Source organism: Allomuricauda ruestringensis DSM 13258, assembly GCF_000224085.1.
Classification (GTDB): Bacteria; Bacteroidota; Bacteroidia; order Flavobacteriales; family Flavobacteriaceae; genus Flagellimonas; species Flagellimonas ruestringensis.
In genome coordinates this window covers 251391-270321 of record NC_015945.1, presented here as the reverse complement: position 1 = coordinate 270321, position 18931 = coordinate 251391, and the positions used below count along the sequence as shown (strand labels likewise).

The following is an 18931-nucleotide window of genomic DNA, read 5'->3' as shown; positions in this document are numbered from 1 at the left end:
CTATTTTGAGTACCTTTGAGGCTACAGCGATAAGGATGCCATGCGAAACCCTTTAAAACTTAGGAAAAATAAGAGCTTCGATTACTCCCCCAGGTATTACAAGGGAGAGGGGAATCCTTATAAAATTGAGCATAAACTCGATAAATTTCGAAGTACGGCACACTCTACAAGGGGGCTCAAGAATAAGTTGACTTCTGCGGTTGATGATTTACAGACCGAAGGGGATAAAAATTTGAAGCTTCGTTTTTGGATTATTGTGGCCGTTTTGGTGTTGCTGTTCCTGTTTATCATCGATTTTGATTTATCAATATTCCTAAACCCATAATGGCGGACATCATTAAACTTTTACCGGACCATGTCGCTAACCAAATAGCAGCAGGGGAGGTGGTCCAACGACCCGCTTCCGTAGTAAAGGAGCTCATGGAAAACGCCATTGATGCAGGTTCAACTTCCATTAAATTGATCATCAAGGATGGTGGTAAAGCACTTATCCAAGTAGTTGATGATGGTGTTGGTATGAGCGAAACGGATGCCCGCTTGTCTTTTGAGCGGCATGCCACATCCAAAATATCATCCGCTCAGGATTTGTTTAATCTTGAGACCAAAGGTTTTCGGGGAGAGGCCTTGGCCTCCATTGCCGCGATTGCCCATGTGGATATGCAAACCAGAACTTCGTCCAATGAGGTGGGAACCCACCTTAAGATTGAAGGCAGCAAGATTGTTTCCCAAGATGTCGTAGCGACTCCAAAAGGAACGTCCATATCTGTCAAAAACCTGTTTTTCAATATTCCCGCAAGGCGAAACTTTTTAAAATCGAACCAAGTGGAGCTTCGCCATATTACGGATGAGTTTCATCGGGTAGCCTTGGTGCATCCCAATATTGAGTTCCATTTTTACAATAACGGCTCGGAAATCTTTAATCTACCAATTGCAAAACATCGTCAACGCATTGTACACATATTTGGTAGTAAAATGGAAAGCCGATTGGTACCTGTGAACGAAGAAACCGAGGTAGTAAAAGTTTCTGGCTTTATCTGTAAGCCCGAGTTTGCCAAGAAAAGTAGGGGTGAGCAGTTCTTTTTTGCCAATAACCGATTCATAAAGAGTCCATATTTGCATCATGCTGTGGTCGCTGCTTTTGAAGGGTTGATTAAATCCGACACCTACCCAGGTTATTTTTTGTTTTTGGATGTGGATCCTTCCTCTATCGATATCAACATTCATCCCACCAAAACCGAGGTAAAGTTTGATGATGAGAACACTTTGTATGCGATTTTAAGGTCTACCATAAAACATAGTCTGGGGCAATTCAACGTGGCCCCAGTATTGGATTTTGACCATGACCCCAATCTAGACACTCCATATTCCTACAAAGAAAAAGGAGTCGTGATTCCAAAAGTGACTGTGGACGCTACGTTTAATCCGTTTCAGGAAGCTCCGACCAAGAAAAATACAGGTAACAGTTTCCGTAAACAAAGCACCAAAGGTTGGGAAGATTTGTACGAAGGTCTTGGCAATCAAAATGACCACAACGAGTTTAGTAGTGTAGTTATTGAGTCGGAAAGTGAGGAGCAAGGAACGTTGTATTCGGACAAGGATGTCGAAGAACATTTGGCCAGTACGTTTCAATTGCGCCGAAAATATGTGGTAAGCACGGTAAAATCAGGGATGTTGGTCATCCATCAGAACAGGGCGCACGAACGGATTCTCTTTGAAAAGTTTTTAGGTGAGATTACCGTTAAAGAGGGTGTGAGCCAACAATTGCTGTTTCCTTTGGAATTGACCTTTAATAAACAGGAATTGGCGGTGCTGCAAGAAATTAAAGAAAGTCTGACAAACATTGGATTTGCTTTCCAGAGTTTGGAAGAAGAAACTGTAAAAGTGACAGGCGTGCCCATGATGGTTCCCGAAAGTGGAATTGGCACGGTATTGGATCGCTTGATTGCGGATTATATGGAGGGTTACGCCGATAGTTCCATTTCGCAAGCCGAAATGTTGGCCAAGGCACTCAGTAGAAATTTGGCTGTAAGAACAGGGGATGTTTTGGACCAAGAATCGCAATTGACCTTGGTGAACAATCTTTTTGCTTGCAAAGAACCTACTTTGAGCCCTTTTCAAAAAATAACGTACACCATTATCTCCGAAGGGGATATCGATAAAAAATTCAATTAAATGGGTAGACTTACCGAGGCAGTAAAGCATATTTTGATCATTAACGTGATCATGTTTCTTGCCACACAACTATATGGAGACCAAATGTACCAATGGATGTCACTTTGGTTTCCCAAAAACTCCAATTTTGAATGGTGGCAGGTGGTTACCCACATGTTTATGCACGGTAACTTTATGCATATTCTTTTTAATATGTACGCGCTTTGGGCTTTTGGTACGCCTTTGGAACGCATTTGGGGCAGGAACAAGTTCCTTTTCTTCTATTTTTCGGCAGGATTAGGTTCTGCTGCATTGCATACGGGAGTGAATTATTTTCTCTTCAACGAGGGAATGAGTGCTTTGGAAGGTGCAGGTATTGCCCGTACACAGATTTTAGATATTTTGGCCAATGGTCAATATAGTCCCGGTTGGTACGATATTGTTGGAAAAAGTACGGTGGATAGCATGTTGATGGCTTTCAATACACCAGCAGTTGGGGCATCGGGAGCTATTTATGGTATTTTGGTGGCCTTCGCATTTATGTATTCGGAGGCAAAACTGATGCTTATCTTTTTGCCCGTACCGATAAAAGCGAAGTACTTTGTGCCCATTCTTATTGCCGTTGACCTCATTTTTGGAATAGGCAATGTTAATACCGGGGTGGCACATTTTGCACACATTGGCGGTGCTTTAATTGGTTTTATAATGATGTGGTACTGGAAAAAGAATCAGTTTAACAATAAACGGTGGGATTAGATTATGATGAGTGGAGGGGTTCGATATCAATTTGCTAGGTTAAGCATTGCCGAAAAGCTTATAGCCGTTAATGTTCTGATTTTTCTAATAGACGGACTTTCAGGGGCATTGTTTGGGCAGTCTTTTTCGCAATGGTTCCACTTGCCCAAGGATTTCTTTGAATTTTTGGCTCAGCCTTGGTCTTTGGTCACGTATTCTTTTTTTCACGCAGGTTTTGGTCATATTTTTTGGAATATGATCATACTCTATTTTGCCAGTCGGATATTCTTGAACCTTTTTGATGCCCAACGCTTTATCAACGTTTACTTTTTAGGGTTGATATTGGGTGGGTTGGTATTTCTCCTCAGTTACAATGTATTCCCGACCTTGGTCAATTCCAATACAGCTTTAATTGGAGCATCTGCAGGTGTAAACGCTGTGCTTATTTTCGTTTGTGCCTATATTCCCAACCAAGAAGTTCGTGTTATTTTCTTCAACATCAAACTATGGTATATTGGTGTCGCTTTGGTGGTCAAGGATTTGGTGCTCATTGGCATGGGCGACAATATTGGTGGTGGAATGGCCCATTTGGGAGGTGCATTTTTGGGGTATATGTATGCCCGGCAACTGTTCAAAGGCAACGATATTGGTTCTGGCTTTACCAAATTGAGGAGCGCTATTATTGCCCTTTTCAAACCAAAAGAAAAGAAAGCACCCATGAAAACGGTCTACAAGAAAAAAACATCATCTAGCAGAAAAGCGGATTACGATAAACAGGCCAAACAAAAAAAGATAGATTCCATTTTGGATAAAATCAGTAAATCTGGCTATGAAAGTTTGTCCAAGGAGGAAAAGGACTTTTTGTTTAAAGCTGGTAAGGAATAATAGCCCGTGGAGAAATCGACCTCGATATGGAATAGGGTGGTTTATGCAGTCAATATTCTGATAGCATTCCTATTGATACTTACTGGAGTAATTTCATATGTTCCCTTGCGATTTTTCTCTGCTATTTCTGTATTGAGTTTAGTTGTGCCTTTTCTTTTTGCCGTCAACATTCTGTTTCTATTATATTGGGCCGCTAGATTGAAAAGGAAATTTTTGTTGTCCTTTACTGCTGTTTTACTCGGTTATTTAATGTTTGGACCTTTTTATGGATTGGGCAATAACCATGTTCCCCAAAAAGAATCATCCGACTTGAAAATTATGTCCTATAATGTGTGGGGTTTCAACAAAAATGGATGGATGGAGGAACCTGGTGTTGGCGATAGTATTATTGAATTTGTTAAGAAACATGACCCTGATATATTTTGTGTGCAGGAACACAATAGAGCACGGTATCAGCAACTGAGACAATATCCATACCGTAGTGAAACACCTCATCCCAATAAAAGAGCAACTCAAGCTATATTTTCCAAGTTCCCAATAATAAGTAGTGGTTCGTTGGATCTTCCCAGTACACAGAACAACATTATATATGCAGATATTTTATTTCGAAAAGATACCATTAGGGTTTATAATCTGCATTTGCAATCGTTTAAAATAAGACCCAGTACCGATAATTTTTCAGATGGGGAAAAGTCGGAGAGGACATATAAAAGGTTGGTCCATACATTTTCAAAGCAGTTGGAACAGGCAGAGATATTCAGGAAACATTTTGAGAACAGCTCTTATACCAATATAGTTTGTGGTGATTTAAACAACACACAGTTTTCCAACATCTACAAAATAGTAAAAGGAGATTTGCAAGATACTTTTTTGGAAAAGGGCAAAGGTTTTGGTCGTACGTATGATTTCTGGAAGATTCCATTGCGTATCGATTATATATTGGCCGACCCTGAGTTTGAAGTACTTTCCCATCAAAATTTTAATGAGCGATTGTCCGATCACTATCCTGTTATGGCCACTTTGCGCTTCAACTCACATCAGTAAACAATCTATAGTGTCAGCGATTATGTGAATGATCAATGCCAATCCAATAATTCGTGTAGGTTTAAAAAAGGGTAGTATGCAGTAAATGCCAATTGCCCAATAACTATGCAGGGCATGAAACCCAATACTACAACGGTTGGTGTCAAATAGGGGATTGGCCCAAAGGTGATCTATATCGATGATAATCCCTGCGAGTAGAATCAAAGCCACCTTAATTCTATTATCCTTAAAAAACCAAACCGCAATCAGAATTGGCACCAAGAAATGAATTCCATAATGGATGAGATGCCTAAGCATGTTTTAAATCCAAAGATAAACTTTTTAGATAGGTGAGTGTGTTGGTTCCCTCGTTGAACAGGAGATCCAGCACACTTAAATTGGGAACAAACCCATGGCGTTCTTCAAATACTTGGGAATAGGGTTCCACGTCCCAGTCTTTCCCCTTTTTTGCATCAGCCAAAAAACGAGCATCAAAGACTGTTTCTGGGTCCACTTCGTATTTTTCAGATTTTTCTGTTGGAACCTCCACTCCGATACAAGCTGCAATTACTTCAATAGTTTTTAGATTGAAGTTATATAGTGAGTCGTCATTTCCTTCATAAAGAGGTCTCAGCTCATCCTCATAAAACTCAAAAAATGGGGAGGTCCTGTATGCGGTTTCCAAAGTACGCCAATGTTCCTTTTTCCAGTTGTAGCTGTTCTCCATGGTAACATCGGCATATTTTTGACGTCCGTCTTTGCCGCCTACGTGCTTAATGGGGATGTTGAGCATGTGTTTGCCCTTATCCGTGGAAATATAGCAGCGGTTTCTATAAGTCTGCTTCTGAAAATTATCATGGGCCTCCCAAATTACCTCATGTTGAACAATGACCGCAAATGTAGCAATGCTAGGAAAATAAGATGGATGAACAAGAATCTTCAAAGAACAAATTAATTAGGATTACCTATGCTTTCTTTTTCTTTCTCTTGCGGAAGAAATCAAAAATAAACCATGCTGCCAAAAGCCCTATAAAGTACCAGAAGTATGATACAGGCTTTCCACTACCACCAACAGTCGTAAATACACGGTCCCAACGCACCCTCCAGTTGGCGATTCCCTGTCTAAAGTTGTCAAAGCTCATCCAAAGAAAAACAGGTTTGCCCACAATGTGGTCTGCAGGAACATAGCCCCAAGTTCTGCTGTCCTCGGAATGATCGCGGTTGTCTCCCATCATCCAATAATAGTCTTGTTTAAACGTATAGGTACTGGCTTCCTCACCGTTAACGAGTACTTTGTTTCCTGTTACTTTTACATCGTTGTGCTCGTAATCGCGGATGATTTTTTTGTACAACGGAATGGTCCTCGAATTGATTTCCACGGTGGTCCCTTTCTTGGGAATATAAATCGGCCCAAAGTTATCGTTGTTCCAAGGATATAGGTTGGGTTTTTGAGGGAAAGCCCCACCATATTCCCCTTTGGGTTCAACGGTCTGTACTACAGAATCAATAGCGGGATTGTTTCTAAGTGCCGAGACCATTTCATCAGTTAAATTGGCCATTCGAGAACGTGGCTTTTCTTCCGTAAGGGAAAGCCGCAATTCACGAATAACATCGGTTGGAATGCCATTTTCCTGTGTGTAAAGCTCAATTTTTCCATTGTCAGTTGGTCTTGCACCAGAAATATAAGGAGCCAATCCATTATATTGGGATTCGTTGATATTGGATGCTATGTATTTTCGAACGTAGTCAGAGGCATCAACCTCTTCCAAGTATTTACTGGAAACTCCATTTTGGGCATAAATATCATACATATACATCGGTTTTGCCCTGTCCGAAAGTTGAAGCTGTTTGCCGTTGATATAAACATATCCATTGATTACTTCGAGAGAATCCCCAGGAGTTCCCACACAACGTTTTACATAATTTGATTTCTTGTCAATTGGCTTTATAACTGCTTTCTGAGCTTTAAAGAATTGATAAAGAGTGTCAGCTGGCAAGCTGAATACCACAATATCATTTTTTTCAACTTTTTCAAAACCAGGCAAACGCATATAGGGTAGTTGAAGCTTGTTTATCCAAGAAGTTTTATAGGTTTCCGGATTTACATCGGCCAAATATGATCTTGTTTTCAGTACGGGAAGCGTATCATGAACCATAGGCGCGGCCAATGTGGTCATAGGTACTCGTGCACCAAAATGGAATTTGCTAACAAACAAAAAGTCACCAACACGCAAGGTACGTTCCAAGGATCCTGTTGGAATCACGTAAGGTTGAATGAAGTACGTGTGCACGAAAGTGGCGGCAACTATGGCAAACACAATGGAGCTCACCCATTCGCCCAATCCCGTTTTTGGTTTTAGGCTACGGTCTTCAATATATTGTACATCTTCAGCATAATTGATGTAATAAATGTAAAGACCAAGTGTAAGAATCACCAACCAAGTATCTACAAGGGAATTCTTTCCAAAACTTCGGATGGTTTCCACCCAAACTACGGGGAACATCAATAAATTGATGATCGGGATGAACAACAACAGCACCCACCACCAAGGTCTGTTAATGATTTTCATCAAAACAATGCCGTTATAAATAGGTATGGCGGCTTCCCATGGTTTTCTGCCTGCCTTAACGTAGAGTTTCCATGTTCCCAAGAAATGGATAACCTGGATGACCAGGATAAAAATAATCCATTGTGTACCGTCCATATAAAAAAGTTTCTTTGTTAGACCTTAGGTCTAAATTCTTGTTACGTTTTTTAGCTTAGGTTTAACACATCTTTCATGGAAAAAACACCTGTTTTTCCGTGTATCCATTCCGATGCAATAACTGCTCCCAGAGCAAAACCTTCCCTGTTGTGTGCTTCGTGTTTTATTTCGATAGTGTCCACGGGACTTTCATAGGCAATGCTATGCGTTCCCGGCACCATACCTTCCCTTATGGATTTTATTGGTATGATTTTATCTCCAGATTTGTCCAATTCCCACTTTTCGTAGGATGTGTTTTCAATAACACCTTCAGCCAAGGTTATGGCAGTTCCACTGGGGGCGTCCAGTTTTTGGGTATGGTGGATTTCTTCCATAACAACCTTGTATTGTTCCAAACCAGCCATCATTTTGGCTAGATGTTTATTGAGTTCAAAGAAAATATTGACACCCAAACTAAAATTAGAGGCGTAGATAAAGGCACTCTTGTTATCATCACAAATTTTGATGGCTTCAGCATAGTTGTCCAACCATCCTGTGGTACCGCTTATAACGGGCACATTGTTTTTAAAACAGTTGGTAATATTGTCAAAAGCTGCCTCGGGTGTACTAAAATCAATGGCTACATCCATGGAGGTGTAATCTACATCTTGTGAAGGGTCGTCAATTTTTGCTACAATGGAATGGCCTCTGTCCTGAGCGATTTGCTCAATCATCTTTCCCATTTTGCCATATCCAAACAGACCAATCTTCATACATTAAAATTTTATCACCATGGCCATACCGTAGTTTGGCTGATTGGTAAAAGGATTTATATCTAAATAAGGGTTGAAGTCAACGGCCAAATCATCACTTACATTATATTGTTTTAAGTGCGAGTCCACGTTGGCATCGATAATGTTCAGGGCATATAGCGCTATGGTGATTACCAAAGCCAAATCCCTGTCTCTTTGGGTATTTTCCTGTGCTTCTTGTAGCGCTTCCGTGGAAACATCGGGACCCTCGTTATCACCATTCAAATCCCAAAATTCATCATCTTCAAAACCAGCAAGCCGGCGTTTGAAGGCATTTCTTGCTCTTCGATATTCGGTGTTGTTATAGGAATAGACATAGATTCCCGTTCCAATGGCTCCCCAAACTATGGGAGCTTTCCAGTAGCGTTTATTGTAAATTTGTCCCAAACCAGGAAGTATTGCCGAATAAAAGGCAGCTTTACTGGGAGCAAGAGGATTTATGTTCTCCTGTTTGGAGACTTCTTCAAAAGTAACGCCTTCCCCTTCCATATTTTGAGCAATGGAATCTACCTCTTTGGTTTGCTGGGGCTGTTTTGTGTTTTCTTTTTCCTCTTCTTCCTGAGAAAATCCTGAGTGAAACAACAAAAAGGCAAAGAACAATAAAAGGAGGTTTTTATTCACCTGTCAACAATTTTTTGATACGCTTAAAGTCTTCCTCTGAATGGAAGGGTATCACAATTTTTCCTTTTCCGTTTTTTGATGTGGTGATGTCCACCTTTGTAGCGAGTCGCTCTTTAATGGAATCCAAGCTGTTAGAAACAAATTCGGGCACGTCCGATGTGCTTTTTTTCTTGTCGGAGCCATTACTTTGAGGTTCTTTTCGAGCTTTTACCAATTGCTCCGTGGCTCTTACGGACAAACCATTAGATACCACTTTTTCGTAAATGGCGATTTGTTCTTTTTTCTTATCAATGTTGATGAGTGCCCTACCGTGCCCCATACTTATGAAACCGTCCCGCATTCCGGTTTGGATAATGGGATCCAGTTTCAGCAAGCGAAGATAATTGGTGATTGTGGAGCGTTTTTTCCCCACACGATCGCTCAATTTTTCTTGGGTAATCTGTATCTCGTCGATAAGTCTTTGGTACGAAAGTGCAATTTCAATGGGATCCAAATCTTGCCTTTGGATGTTCTCCACCAAGGCCATCTCCAAGGATTCTTGATCATTGGCAATTCGGATATAGGCCGGAATGGTCTCCAGTCCGACCAATTTTGATGCTCGGAACCTACGTTCACCTGAAACCAATTGGAATTTATTGAAATCCAGTTTCCTGACCGTTATTGGCTGTATAATACCCAGTTCACGAATGGAGCTCGCCAATTCTTCAAGGGTTTCGTCATTAAAATTGGAACGTGGCTGAAAAGGGTTGACCTCAATGGAATTGATGTCCAACTCCACTACATTGCCTATTACCTTATCCGCATTTTTATCAGAAACTGATTTGATATCGTTTTCTGGATCATTTAAAAGAGCGGACAGGCCTCTTCCCAGTGCCTGTTTTTTTGTTGCTTTCGCCATCTAAACTTTCTCCTTGTTTTTCTTCAAAATTTCGTTGGCTAAGTTAAGATAATTGGAAGCACCTTTGCTGCTTGCATCGTATTTTATGATGCTTTCCCCGTAACTCGGGGCTTCACTTAACCTGACATTTCTTTGGATGATGGTGTCAAAGACCATATCCGCGAAGTGTTTTTTCACTTCTTCCACAACTTGGTTGGAGAGACGTAACCTGGAATCGTACATGGTCAAGAGCATTCCCTCGATATCCAAATCGTTGTTGTGTATTTTTTGGACACTCTTTACGGTGTTCAAAAGTTTGCCAAGGCCTTCCAAGGCAAAATACTCACATTGGATGGGTATCATCACGGAATCGGCTGCGGTAAGTGCGTTCAAGGTCAACAATCCCAAAGATGGAGCACAATCTATCAATACAAAATCATACTTATCACCCAAATTCTTCAGGGCCTCTTTCATCATATATTCCCTATTGTCTTTGTCCACCAATTCAATTTCGATGGCAACAAGGTCAATATGTGCGGGTACCAAATCCACATTTGGGGAATCCGTGGGAATGGTTACTTCTTCAACACTCATGGTGTGTTCCAAAAGTTGATATGTACCTTTTTCAATAGAGTCAACATCAACACCCAAACCCGATGTTGCATTGGCTTGGGGGTCGGCGTCAATCAATAACACCTTTTTTTCCAACACACCTAAGGAGGCTGCTAGGTTTACCGTAGTGGTAGTTTTACCTACACCGCCCTTTTGGTTTGCAATTGCAATAATCTTGCCCATTTCATAGTAAGTTAGGTGCTAAAAATACGATTATTTAGGATGCGATAAAATGTAATTTGTTAACAGGGGGTGAATAACCCCTGTATGCTGCGTTAAAGAAAGTTAAAGTTTTATTTACGAGATTGTTATGTGGGTCAGTCTAGCAAAATGTTGAGTATTTCGGTGGCTGCATCTGCAATTTTGGTTCCCGGCCCAAAAACCGCAACCGCTCCATTGCCCAACAAATGCTTGTAATCTTGCTTTGGAATTACTCCCCCCACAATCACCATAATGTCTTCCCGACCATATTTTTTCAACTCTTGAATCACTTCTGGAACCAGAGTTTTATGTCCACCGGCAAGGGATGAAATCCCCAAAACATGAACGTCGTTTTCTACGGCTTGCTTTGCGACCTCGGCTGGTGTTTGAAACAAAGGCCCAATATCCACATCAAAACCTAGGTCGGCATAACCAGTGGCTACTACTTTGGCACCACGGTCGTGACCATCCTGACCCATTTTAGCAACCATTATACGTGGTCTTCGTCCTTCTTGCTCGGCAAAGGCATCGGCCAATTTACGGGCCTTTTCAAAACTTTCGTCGTTTTTGATTTCTTTGGAATACACTCCAGTAAAAGATTGAATTTTAGCTCTATATCGTCCAAAGGCACTTTCCATGGCGTTGCTAATCTCACCAAGGGTAGCACGCTGTTTGGCTGCTTCTACCGCTAAAGCTAACAAATTTCCACGGTCAGAATCATTTTCCATGGCTTTTTTGGAAGCAACACGTATTTCTTCGAGCGACTTTTCCACAGCTTTGGAATCCCTGCTGCTTCGTATTTGCTCCAAGCGGGCCATTTGTTGCTTGCGAACCTTGGCGTTGTCCACTTCCAAAATTTGAAGGTCGTCCTCGTTCTCCAATCGGTATTTGTTTACCCCAACGATAATATCCTGACCGCTATCGATACGTGCCTGTTTTTTGGCGGCGGCTTCTTCAATGCGCATTTTTGGGATGCCTTTTTCAATGGCCTTCGTCATTCCGCCCAATTTTTCCACCTCTTGAATCAGTTCCCAAGCTTTTTCGGCGATTTCTTGAGTCAATTGTTCCACTTTATGGCTTCCTGCCCAAGGGTCTACGGTCTTGGTGATCTGTGTCTCCTGCTGTAAATAGATTTGTGTGTTCCGCGCAATTCGTGCCGAGAAATCCGTAGGTAGCGCAATCGCTTCGTCCAATGCATTTGTATGTAGGCTTTGGGTACCGCCAAAAACTGCCGCCATAGCCTCAATGGTGGTTCTGGCCACATTGTTGAAAGGGTCTTGCTCCGTTAAGCTCCATCCGCTCGTTTGGCTGTGCGTTCGAAGCATCAATGATTTTGGGTTGGATGGATTGAATTGATCTACCAACTTGGCCCAAAGCATGCGTCCGGCCCGCATTTTTGCGATTTCGGCGAAATGATTCATCCCGATACCCCAAAAAAAGGAAAGTCTTGGAGCGAACTCATCAATTTTTAAGCCTGCTTTTATCCCAGTTCGGATGTACTCAATACCATCGGCCAAAGTATAAGCCAGTTCCATGGATGCTGGAGCTCCTGCTTCGTGCATGTGGTACCCGGAAATACTGATGCTGTTGAACCGCGGCATATGTTTACTGGTGAATTCAAAAATATCGGCAACCAGCTGCATGGAAGGTGTAGGGGGATAGATGTAGGTGTTCCGCACCATAAATTCCTTCAAAATATCGTTTTGAATGGTTCCTGAAAGTTGGTCCATAGAAACACCTTGTTCCAAGCCTGCCACAATGTAAAAAGCCATAATGGGGATTACGGCTCCGTTCATGGTCATGGAAACGGACATTTTATCCAAAGGAATACCATTGAACAAAATTTTCATATCCTCTATGGAATCTATGGCGACTCCAGCTTTTCCTACATCTCCGACCACGCGGTCGTTGTCCGAGTCGTAACCACGGTGCGTGGGGAGGTCGAAGGCTACGGAAAGCCCTTTTTGACCTGCCTCTAAATTTCTTCTATAAAACGCATTGCTTTCCTCGGCAGTTGAAAAACCTGCATATTGGCGTATGGTCCAAGGTCTACGGACATACATGGTGGAGTAGGGGCCGCGAAGGAATGGGGAAATACCCGCAGCAAAGTTGGTATGGCTATAGTTATGAGTTATGAGTTTTGAGTTATGGGTATTCTCCAACTCTGAACCCCGAACTCCGAACTCCGAACTTAATTCCAAATGTTGAAGGTCTTTTCTACTCATCGTTCAATCTTTTTTGTTCTGAGGCTTCGGCCCATCTTTTTTCAATAATAGGCTCAATGATTGTTTTCCGTGCTTTGGTTTTTACAAAAGGATAGAGTTCCAGATCATCCTTCATCCGGTCCTGTGGATTTTGGTATTTGTTGGTACCAAGAGAAACTATCTTTCCTTCATCAAAAAGCTGTTGCTCCTTGTCCGCACTTTCCTTTATTTTTCGTTGAACCACACCCTTTTTTAAACTGTCCAAAAAACCACCGGATTTTTCAATCTGCTTAAATAGGACCAAGGCTTTTTCTGCCAGTTGATTTGTGAGTGATTCAATATAATAGGCACCTTCAGAAATTTGTGACGCTTCGGTGAAATAGGCCTCTTCTTTTAAAAGTAAAAGTTGGTTACGTGCAATTCGCTCTCCGAACGCATTATCTTTATGATAAATGGCGTCGTAAGCCAAATTACAGACGATATCTGCCCCTCCCAAAGCTGCCGACATGGATTCTGATGTAGTTCGAAGCATATTCACGTTGTAATCGTACAAGGTTTTGTTGCGCTTTGATGGTACGGCCAAAATGGTACAATCGCTTTTGATTCCGTATTCAGATACTAGACTATTCCAAAGCCATCGCAGCGCTTTAATTTTGGCTATTTCAAAGAAATAGTTACTTCCCACGGCCACTTTAAAGGCGATGGGAAAAGACTTCTGGACTGTGTTCGAAGCGACAAGATGATTGAGATATTCATTGGCATGTGCCAAACCGTAGGCCAATTGTTGCACCATGTTGGCGCCTGCATTTTGATAGAGGGATAAATCAACTCCAATAATTGATATGTCCGAAGTGCCCAGTGCAACCAATTCGGTCAATAGCTCATGGTCCTTTTTCATATTATGGTACCAGTTGCCATCTTTGGCCAAATGCCCAATGATGTCGATGTTCAAATAGGCCTTTGTTTTTTTGTATTTGAGGAGGGAAACCAACTTTTTGATGGGTGCCAAGGCCAAAAACTCAAAATTGAAATAGAGTTTGATTTCTTCCAGATTGATGCCCTCAAACAATGCTTCAAAATCGGTATCCTCATTGGGAATAGTAAAAATCAAACTTTCCACACCTTTTTTAAGGATTACCAAAGCTTTCTCATTGGCTTTTTGAGTGTCACCGACATAAATGGATTGCCCTACAGACCAATCATGGTCCTCGGGTAAAACATAGATGGGGATGTTCTTGAGGTCTTCTTGATGGTAAAAAGGCTTTACATTAATACCTTCCAAAGATTCCCAAACCAAGGTTTCGTTGTAGTCGGCACCTTTGAGGTCCATCTGGATTTTTTGTTTCCACTGTTTGGCGGAAACTTCAGGAAATTCGTTAAAAAGGCCAGTGTTATTCATGGTGTTGGTTCTTTATGCTATCTTCATATTCAATCAGGAAAATTTCTTCATTCTCCTTTTTCATGTAATATTTTTCACGGGCAAGCTTTTCCAACTCTTTCTTGTCCGACATCTTTTCCAAGATTTCCTTATCCTTGGCGATTTCACTTTTCAGAAACTCTTTCTCCTTTTCCAACTTATCTATTTCGTTTTCCAGTTCCAAATGGATCATTAGGGAATTGGTATCAAAAAAAGCCATCCAAATCACAAAAATGGTCAGGACCAAAATATAGGTATTGGTCATTATCTTGAACCATTTCTTTTTCCTCAATTCTTTTAGGCCCATGTTATGTAAGATTATTGTTGATGATGGTCCTTACAACATCCACGGCGACTGTATTGTAACGATTGTTTGGTATAATGATGTCCGCAAACTCCTTCGAGGGTTCAATAAATTGAAGGTGCATCGGTTTCACTGCGGTCTGATATCGAGTGAGTACCTTGTTCAAATCGTGGCCCCGTTCCTGCGTGTCCCGCTGTAACCTTCGAATCAAACGCTCGTCCGAATCTGCATGAACAAATATTTTTATATCGAACAGATCCCTTAATTTAGGATTGCTCAACACCAGGATCCCCTCCACGATCATTACCTTTCGGGGTGGTGTGGGAATGGTTTCCTTCATCCGTGTTTCCTCTACAAAGGAATAAATAGGTGTATCCACGGTCTTTCCTTCCCGTAACTGGTCAATATGCTCAATCAATAGATTGAAGTCAATGGAATTGGGGTGGTCAAAATTAATTTTCGTCCTTTCTTTCCGGCTCATATGGGAAAGATCGTTATAGTAGGAATCTTGCGAAATCACACCTACCTCGTTTTCGGGCAATTGCTCCACAATTTGGTTTACTACCGTTGTTTTTCCGCACCCTGTGCCACCGGCAATCCCAAGAATCAACATAGTTCAAAATTTGTCATCAAAAATAAACAAATGATTATATCTAACGCTTAACTCGATAATCGAGGTTTAAACCTGACTGCCTTTAGGCAAGTTGCCTCGAGGCAGTTTACTAGGATACAACATAATTAGCAATCCTCAATCAAAAAAGGAATGATCAATGTCATAATTCTTACTAGTTTAAGCGTTTAGCTTTGTGTTATTTTAATGCATTACCCTTATATTTATCAAGCTAACCAATGGAAAATTTTTATATGAATGATTCTTATTCGGTCAAGGTTGGCGATGACTTTGACTTTAAACTTTCCAAGGACACTATTTCTTCGTTGGATTTGATTAAAACGGGTACTGATGCCTATCACCTTTTAAAAGATGGCGCATCGTACCACGTAAAAATTTTGGATTCCGACTTTAATAAAGGAACCTACACCTTAAGTATTAACGGGAGTGAGTATCAAGCCTCGATTCAAACCCCTTTGGATGAACTTATCCAAAAAATGGGCTTTGCTACCAATGGCAGTAAAAATATAGACTCTATTACTGCTCCTATGCCAGGGTTGATCTTGGACATTCTGGTCGAAGAAGATCAAGAAGTGCGGGAAGAAGACCAATTATTGATTTTGGAGGCCATGAAAATGGAAAACATCATCACCTCTCCAAGAAACGGAGTAATTAAAAATATCAGTGTTTCGAAAGGTGATGCCGTTGACAAGAAACAGTTGTTGATTGAATTTCAATAGAACACCATGAAAAAAATATTGATAGCCAATCGTGGCGAAATTGCGGTAAGGGTTATGAAGACCGTAAAAAAGATGGGCATTAAAACCGTGGCCGTTTATTCGGAGGCAGACAGGAATGCCCCTCATGTGCAATTTGCAGACGAAGCGGTTTGTATTGGCGAAGCACCTTCCAATAAATCATATTTGCGTGGGGATAAAATTATTGAGGTGGCCAAAGAACGTCAAGTTGATGGAATTCATCCAGGCTATGGCTTTTTAAGTGAAAATGCAGATTTTGCCGAAGCGGTTGAAAAAAGCGGAATCACTTTTATTGGTCCAAAATCCAAGGCCATTCGGATCATGGGGAGCAAGTTGGCGGCCAAAGATGCTGTGAAAGCTTATGATATCCCCATGGTGCCGGGTATTGACGAAGCTATTTCTGACGTGGCCAAGGCACACGAAATTGCCAATGAAGTAGGATATCCTGTATTGATCAAAGCCTCCGCAGGTGGTGGAGGTAAAGGAATGCGGATTGTTGAAAAGGAAGAAGACCTTGAATCGGGGATGAAACGAGCTATCAGTGAAGCTACGTCCGCCTTTGGCGATGGTTCCGTTTTTATTGAAAAATACGTAACCTCACCAAGGCATATCGAGGTACAGGTAATGGCCGATACGCATGGCAATGTCCTCCATTTTTTTGAAAGGGAATGTAGCGTACAGCGACGTCACCAAAAAGTGGTGGAAGAGGCACCTTCTGCCATTTTAACCCCCGAATTACGTGAAGAAATGGGTGTTGCAGCGTGTAAAGTGGCTAAATCTTGTGATTATGTTGGTGCAGGTACCGTTGAGTTTTTGATCGATGCCGATCTCAATTTCTATTTTTTGGAAATGAATACCCGTCTGCAAGTGGAACATCCCGTTACCGAATTGATCACTGGGATGGATTTGGTGGAATTGCAGATAAAAGTGGCCCGTGGCGAGGAACTGCCTATGAAACAGGAAGACCTTGAAATCAATGGGCATGCTGTAGAGCTTCGGGTGTATGCCGAAGACCCGTTGAACGATTTTTTGCCCAGTGTGGGCAACTTGGAAGCCTATCAATTGCCAGTTGGTGAAGGGATAAGGGTGGACAATGGTTTTAAGGAAGGAATGGATATCCCTATTTATTATGACCCTATGTTGTCCAAGCTCATTACCTATGGTAAAACCCGCGAGGAGGCCATAGCGTTGATGCTCGATGCCATTCAAAATTATAAAGTAAAAGGGGTGCAGACCACCTTGCCTTTCGGAAGTTTTGTGTTTGCCCATGAAGCGTTCCGATCAGGTAATTTTGACACCCATTTTGTGAAGAATTATTATTCTCCAGAAAAAATCAAGGAGCAAACCGCCAACGGAGCAGAAGTTGCCGCCATGATAGCCCTTTATCAATTTCTGGAAGATAAGAAAATAGTACGATTACCTTCAAACTGAATCCTATGGATCCCAAAATAAAAGCACTACAAGAAAAAATAGCAGAAGCCCATTTGGGTGGAGGAGAAAAACGTATTGAAAAGCAACATCAAAAGAAAAAGTTGACGGCTCGCGAAAGGGTACTTTACTTTTTGGATGAAGGCTCTTTTGAAGAAATGGGCCTTTTGGTGACCCACCGTACCACAGATTTTGGTATGGACAAGGAAATGTATTATGGCGATGGCGTGGTTACGGGTTATGGAACCGTAAATGGAAGATTGGTGTATGTGTATGCACAGGATTTCACCGTTTTCGGGGGAGCACTTTCCGAGACCCATGCCGAAAAAATATGTAAGGTGATGGATTTGGCCATGAAAGTGGGAGCACCTGTTATTGGTCTTAACGATTCTGGAGGAGCCCGTATTCAAGAAGGGGTGAAATCCCTTGGGGGATATGCCGATATTTTTTACCGTAATGTGCAAGCATCTGGCGTAATCCCACAAATTTCGGCCATTATGGGACCTTGTGCTGGGGGAGCGGTGTATTCGCCTGCCATGACAGATTTCATTATAATGGTGGAGGGAACCAGTTATATGTTTGTTACGGGACCCAATGTGGTAAAAACGGTGACCAATGAAACCGTAACCTCTGAAGAGTTGGGAGGAGCAAGTACCCATGCTGTAAAATCTGGGGTTGCCCATAAAACTTCTGCCAATGATGCCACTTGTTTGGATGATATTCGAAACTTGTTGGACTATCTACCTCAAAACAATAAGAAAACTACACCATTATTACCTTATGAGCTTGGTGATGAAACGAGGGATGAACTGTCTGGTATTGTGCCAGACAATCCCAACAAGCCCTACGATATGCACGATGTAATCAGTGGAATCATTGATACCGATTCATTTTATGAAATCCATAAAGATTACGCGGAAAACATTATTACCGGTTTTGCTAGATTAGGGGGTAGGAGTATTGGGATTATTGCCAATCAACCTATGTTTTTGGCAGGGGTTTTGGATGTGAACAGCTCCACAAAGGCAGCCCGTTTTACCCGTTTTTGTGATTCTTTCAATATTCCATTATTGGTTTTGGTGGATGTTCCTGGATTTTTGCCCGGAACTGACCAAGAATGGAGCGGAATTATTATGCACGGGGCAAAATTGCTGTATGCTTTGAGTGAAGCGACCGTGCCACGAGTTACCGTAATTACCCGTAAAGCTTATGGCGGAGCCTACGATGTAATGAATTCCAAACATATTGGTGCCGACTTCAACTTTGCTTGGCCAAGTGCGGAAATCGCGGTGATGGGGGCAAAGGGTGCCAGTGAAATTATTTTTAGAAAGGAAATTGCTGCCGCCGATAACCCGGAAGCCAAATTAAAGGAGAAAGAAGCAGAGTATGCCGATAAGTTTGCCAATCCTTATCGAGCCGCTAAGCGTGGATTTATTGATGAGGTAATTCTGCCCAAAGATACGCGAAGCAAATTGTTGAAGACTTTTGCCATGTTGGAGAAAAAAGAGGTGCAAACTCCCTGGAAGAAGCATGGGAATATTCCGTTGTAAATTAAGGTGATGGGTTAAAGGAAAAAGGCTTGAAACGAATCACGCTAATTTTTACGAAA

Annotated in this window: 19 protein-coding genes; 8 read left to right on the top strand and 11 right to left on the bottom strand. The window is 41.7% G+C overall.

Annotation, left to right across the window (positions count from 1 at the left end; genetic code table 11):
* Nucleotides 1–40 precede the first annotated feature (40 nt).
* The 5 genes from MURRU_RS01300 (at nucleotide 41) to MURRU_RS01280 (ending at nucleotide 4815) form a co-directional block, all read left to right on the top strand.
* Nucleotides 41–325 carry a hypothetical protein gene (locus tag MURRU_RS01300; RefSeq protein ID WP_014031601.1) on the top strand — a complete coding sequence of 95 codons (285 nt, stop codon included), beginning with the start codon at nucleotides 41–43 and terminating at the stop codon, nucleotides 323–325.
* Entirely contained in the window at nucleotides 325–2172 is a 1848-nt protein-coding gene (gene mutL / locus MURRU_RS01295; protein WP_014031600.1) for a DNA mismatch repair endonuclease MutL, read from the top strand. The genes MURRU_RS01300 and mutL overlap by 1 nt, the downstream gene beginning before the upstream one ends.
* The gene (locus tag MURRU_RS01290) at nucleotides 2173–2907 is read left to right on the top strand and encodes a rhomboid family intramembrane serine protease (protein ID WP_014031599.1); all 735 of its coding nucleotides are present in this window, start codon (nucleotides 2173–2175) and stop codon (nucleotides 2905–2907) included.
* A 3-nt stretch (nucleotides 2908–2910) separates the two neighbouring features.
* Nucleotides 2911–3771 (top strand): rhomboid family intramembrane serine protease, encoded by an 861-nt coding sequence (locus MURRU_RS01285; protein ID WP_014031598.1) that lies wholly within the window; start codon nucleotides 2911–2913, stop codon nucleotides 3769–3771.
* 249 nt (nucleotides 3772–4020) lie between these two features.
* Nucleotides 4021–4815: an endonuclease/exonuclease/phosphatase family protein gene (locus MURRU_RS01280; protein WP_049789079.1), complete on the top strand. Its 795-nt coding sequence runs from the start codon at nucleotides 4021–4023 to the stop codon at nucleotides 4813–4815.
* On the opposite strand, the gene MURRU_RS18010 is transcribed toward MURRU_RS01280, so the two are convergent.
* From MURRU_RS18010 to udk, 11 genes are all read right to left on the bottom strand, one after another.
* On the bottom strand, nucleotides 4804–5112 hold the full coding sequence (locus MURRU_RS18010) for a DUF6122 family protein (RefSeq protein WP_014031596.1): 309 nt from the start codon (nucleotides 5110–5112) through the stop codon (nucleotides 4804–4806). The two genes, MURRU_RS01280 and MURRU_RS18010, sit on opposite strands and share 12 nt — an antisense overlap.
* Entirely contained in the window at nucleotides 5105–5737 is a 633-nt protein-coding gene (locus MURRU_RS01270) for a WbqC family protein (RefSeq protein WP_014031595.1), read from the bottom strand. Before MURRU_RS01270 ends, MURRU_RS18010 begins: the two co-directional genes overlap by 8 nt.
* Before the next feature lie 22 nt (nucleotides 5738–5759).
* The gene (gene lepB, locus MURRU_RS01265; RefSeq protein WP_014031594.1) at nucleotides 5760–7499 is read right to left on the bottom strand and encodes a signal peptidase I; all 1740 of its coding nucleotides are present in this window, start codon (nucleotides 7497–7499) and stop codon (nucleotides 5760–5762) included.
* Nucleotides 7500–7549: 50 nt separating this feature from the next.
* On the bottom strand, nucleotides 7550–8251 hold the full coding sequence (dapB, locus tag MURRU_RS01260) for a 4-hydroxy-tetrahydrodipicolinate reductase (RefSeq protein ID WP_014031593.1): 702 nt from the start codon (nucleotides 8249–8251) through the stop codon (nucleotides 7550–7552).
* A 3-nt stretch (nucleotides 8252–8254) separates the two neighbouring features.
* The gene (locus tag MURRU_RS01255; protein WP_041801206.1) at nucleotides 8255–8911 is read right to left on the bottom strand and encodes a DUF5683 domain-containing protein; all 657 of its coding nucleotides are present in this window, start codon (nucleotides 8909–8911) and stop codon (nucleotides 8255–8257) included.
* A complete protein-coding gene (locus MURRU_RS01250; protein WP_014031591.1) occupies nucleotides 8904–9809 on the bottom strand; it encodes a ParB/RepB/Spo0J family partition protein in 906 nt (301 codons plus the stop codon). The genes MURRU_RS01255 and MURRU_RS01250 overlap by 8 nt, the downstream gene beginning before the upstream one ends.
* Nucleotides 9810–10583, bottom strand: a complete 774-nt coding sequence (locus tag MURRU_RS01245) for a ParA family protein (RefSeq protein WP_014031590.1) — start codon at nucleotides 10581–10583, stop codon at nucleotides 9810–9812.
* Between the two features lie 134 nt (nucleotides 10584–10717).
* On the bottom strand, nucleotides 10718–12826 hold the full coding sequence (gene scpA, locus MURRU_RS01240; protein ID WP_014031589.1) for a methylmalonyl-CoA mutase: 2109 nt from the start codon (nucleotides 12824–12826) through the stop codon (nucleotides 10718–10720).
* Nucleotides 12819–14204 (bottom strand): methylmalonyl-CoA mutase subunit beta, encoded by a 1386-nt coding sequence (locus tag MURRU_RS01235; RefSeq protein WP_014031588.1) that lies wholly within the window; start codon nucleotides 14202–14204, stop codon nucleotides 12819–12821. The genes scpA and MURRU_RS01235 overlap by 8 nt, the downstream gene beginning before the upstream one ends.
* Nucleotides 14197–14529 (bottom strand): FtsB family cell division protein, encoded by a 333-nt coding sequence (locus MURRU_RS01230; protein ID WP_014031587.1) that lies wholly within the window; start codon nucleotides 14527–14529, stop codon nucleotides 14197–14199. Before MURRU_RS01230 ends, MURRU_RS01235 begins: the two co-directional genes overlap by 8 nt.
* Nucleotide 14530: 1 nt before the next feature.
* Complete coding sequence (gene udk / locus MURRU_RS01225; RefSeq protein WP_014031586.1) at nucleotides 14531–15139, bottom strand: uridine kinase; 609 nt, start codon at nucleotides 15137–15139, stop codon at nucleotides 14531–14533.
* Between the two features lie 236 nt (nucleotides 15140–15375).
* On the opposite strand from udk, the gene MURRU_RS01220 reads away from it, so the two are divergent.
* From MURRU_RS01220 to MURRU_RS01210, 3 genes are read left to right on the top strand one after another with little or no spacing between them, the layout of a single operon-like run.
* On the top strand, nucleotides 15376–15876 hold the full coding sequence (locus tag MURRU_RS01220; protein ID WP_014031585.1) for an acyl-CoA carboxylase biotin carboxyl carrier protein subunit: 501 nt from the start codon (nucleotides 15376–15378) through the stop codon (nucleotides 15874–15876).
* A 6-nt stretch (nucleotides 15877–15882) separates the two neighbouring features.
* Entirely contained in the window at nucleotides 15883–17325 is a 1443-nt protein-coding gene (accC, locus tag MURRU_RS01215; RefSeq protein WP_014031584.1) for an acetyl-CoA carboxylase biotin carboxylase subunit, read from the top strand.
* Between the two features lie 5 nt (nucleotides 17326–17330).
* Entirely contained in the window at nucleotides 17331–18872 is a 1542-nt protein-coding gene (locus MURRU_RS01210) for an acyl-CoA carboxylase subunit beta (protein WP_014031583.1), read from the top strand.
* Nucleotides 18873–18931: the final 59 nt, after the last annotated feature.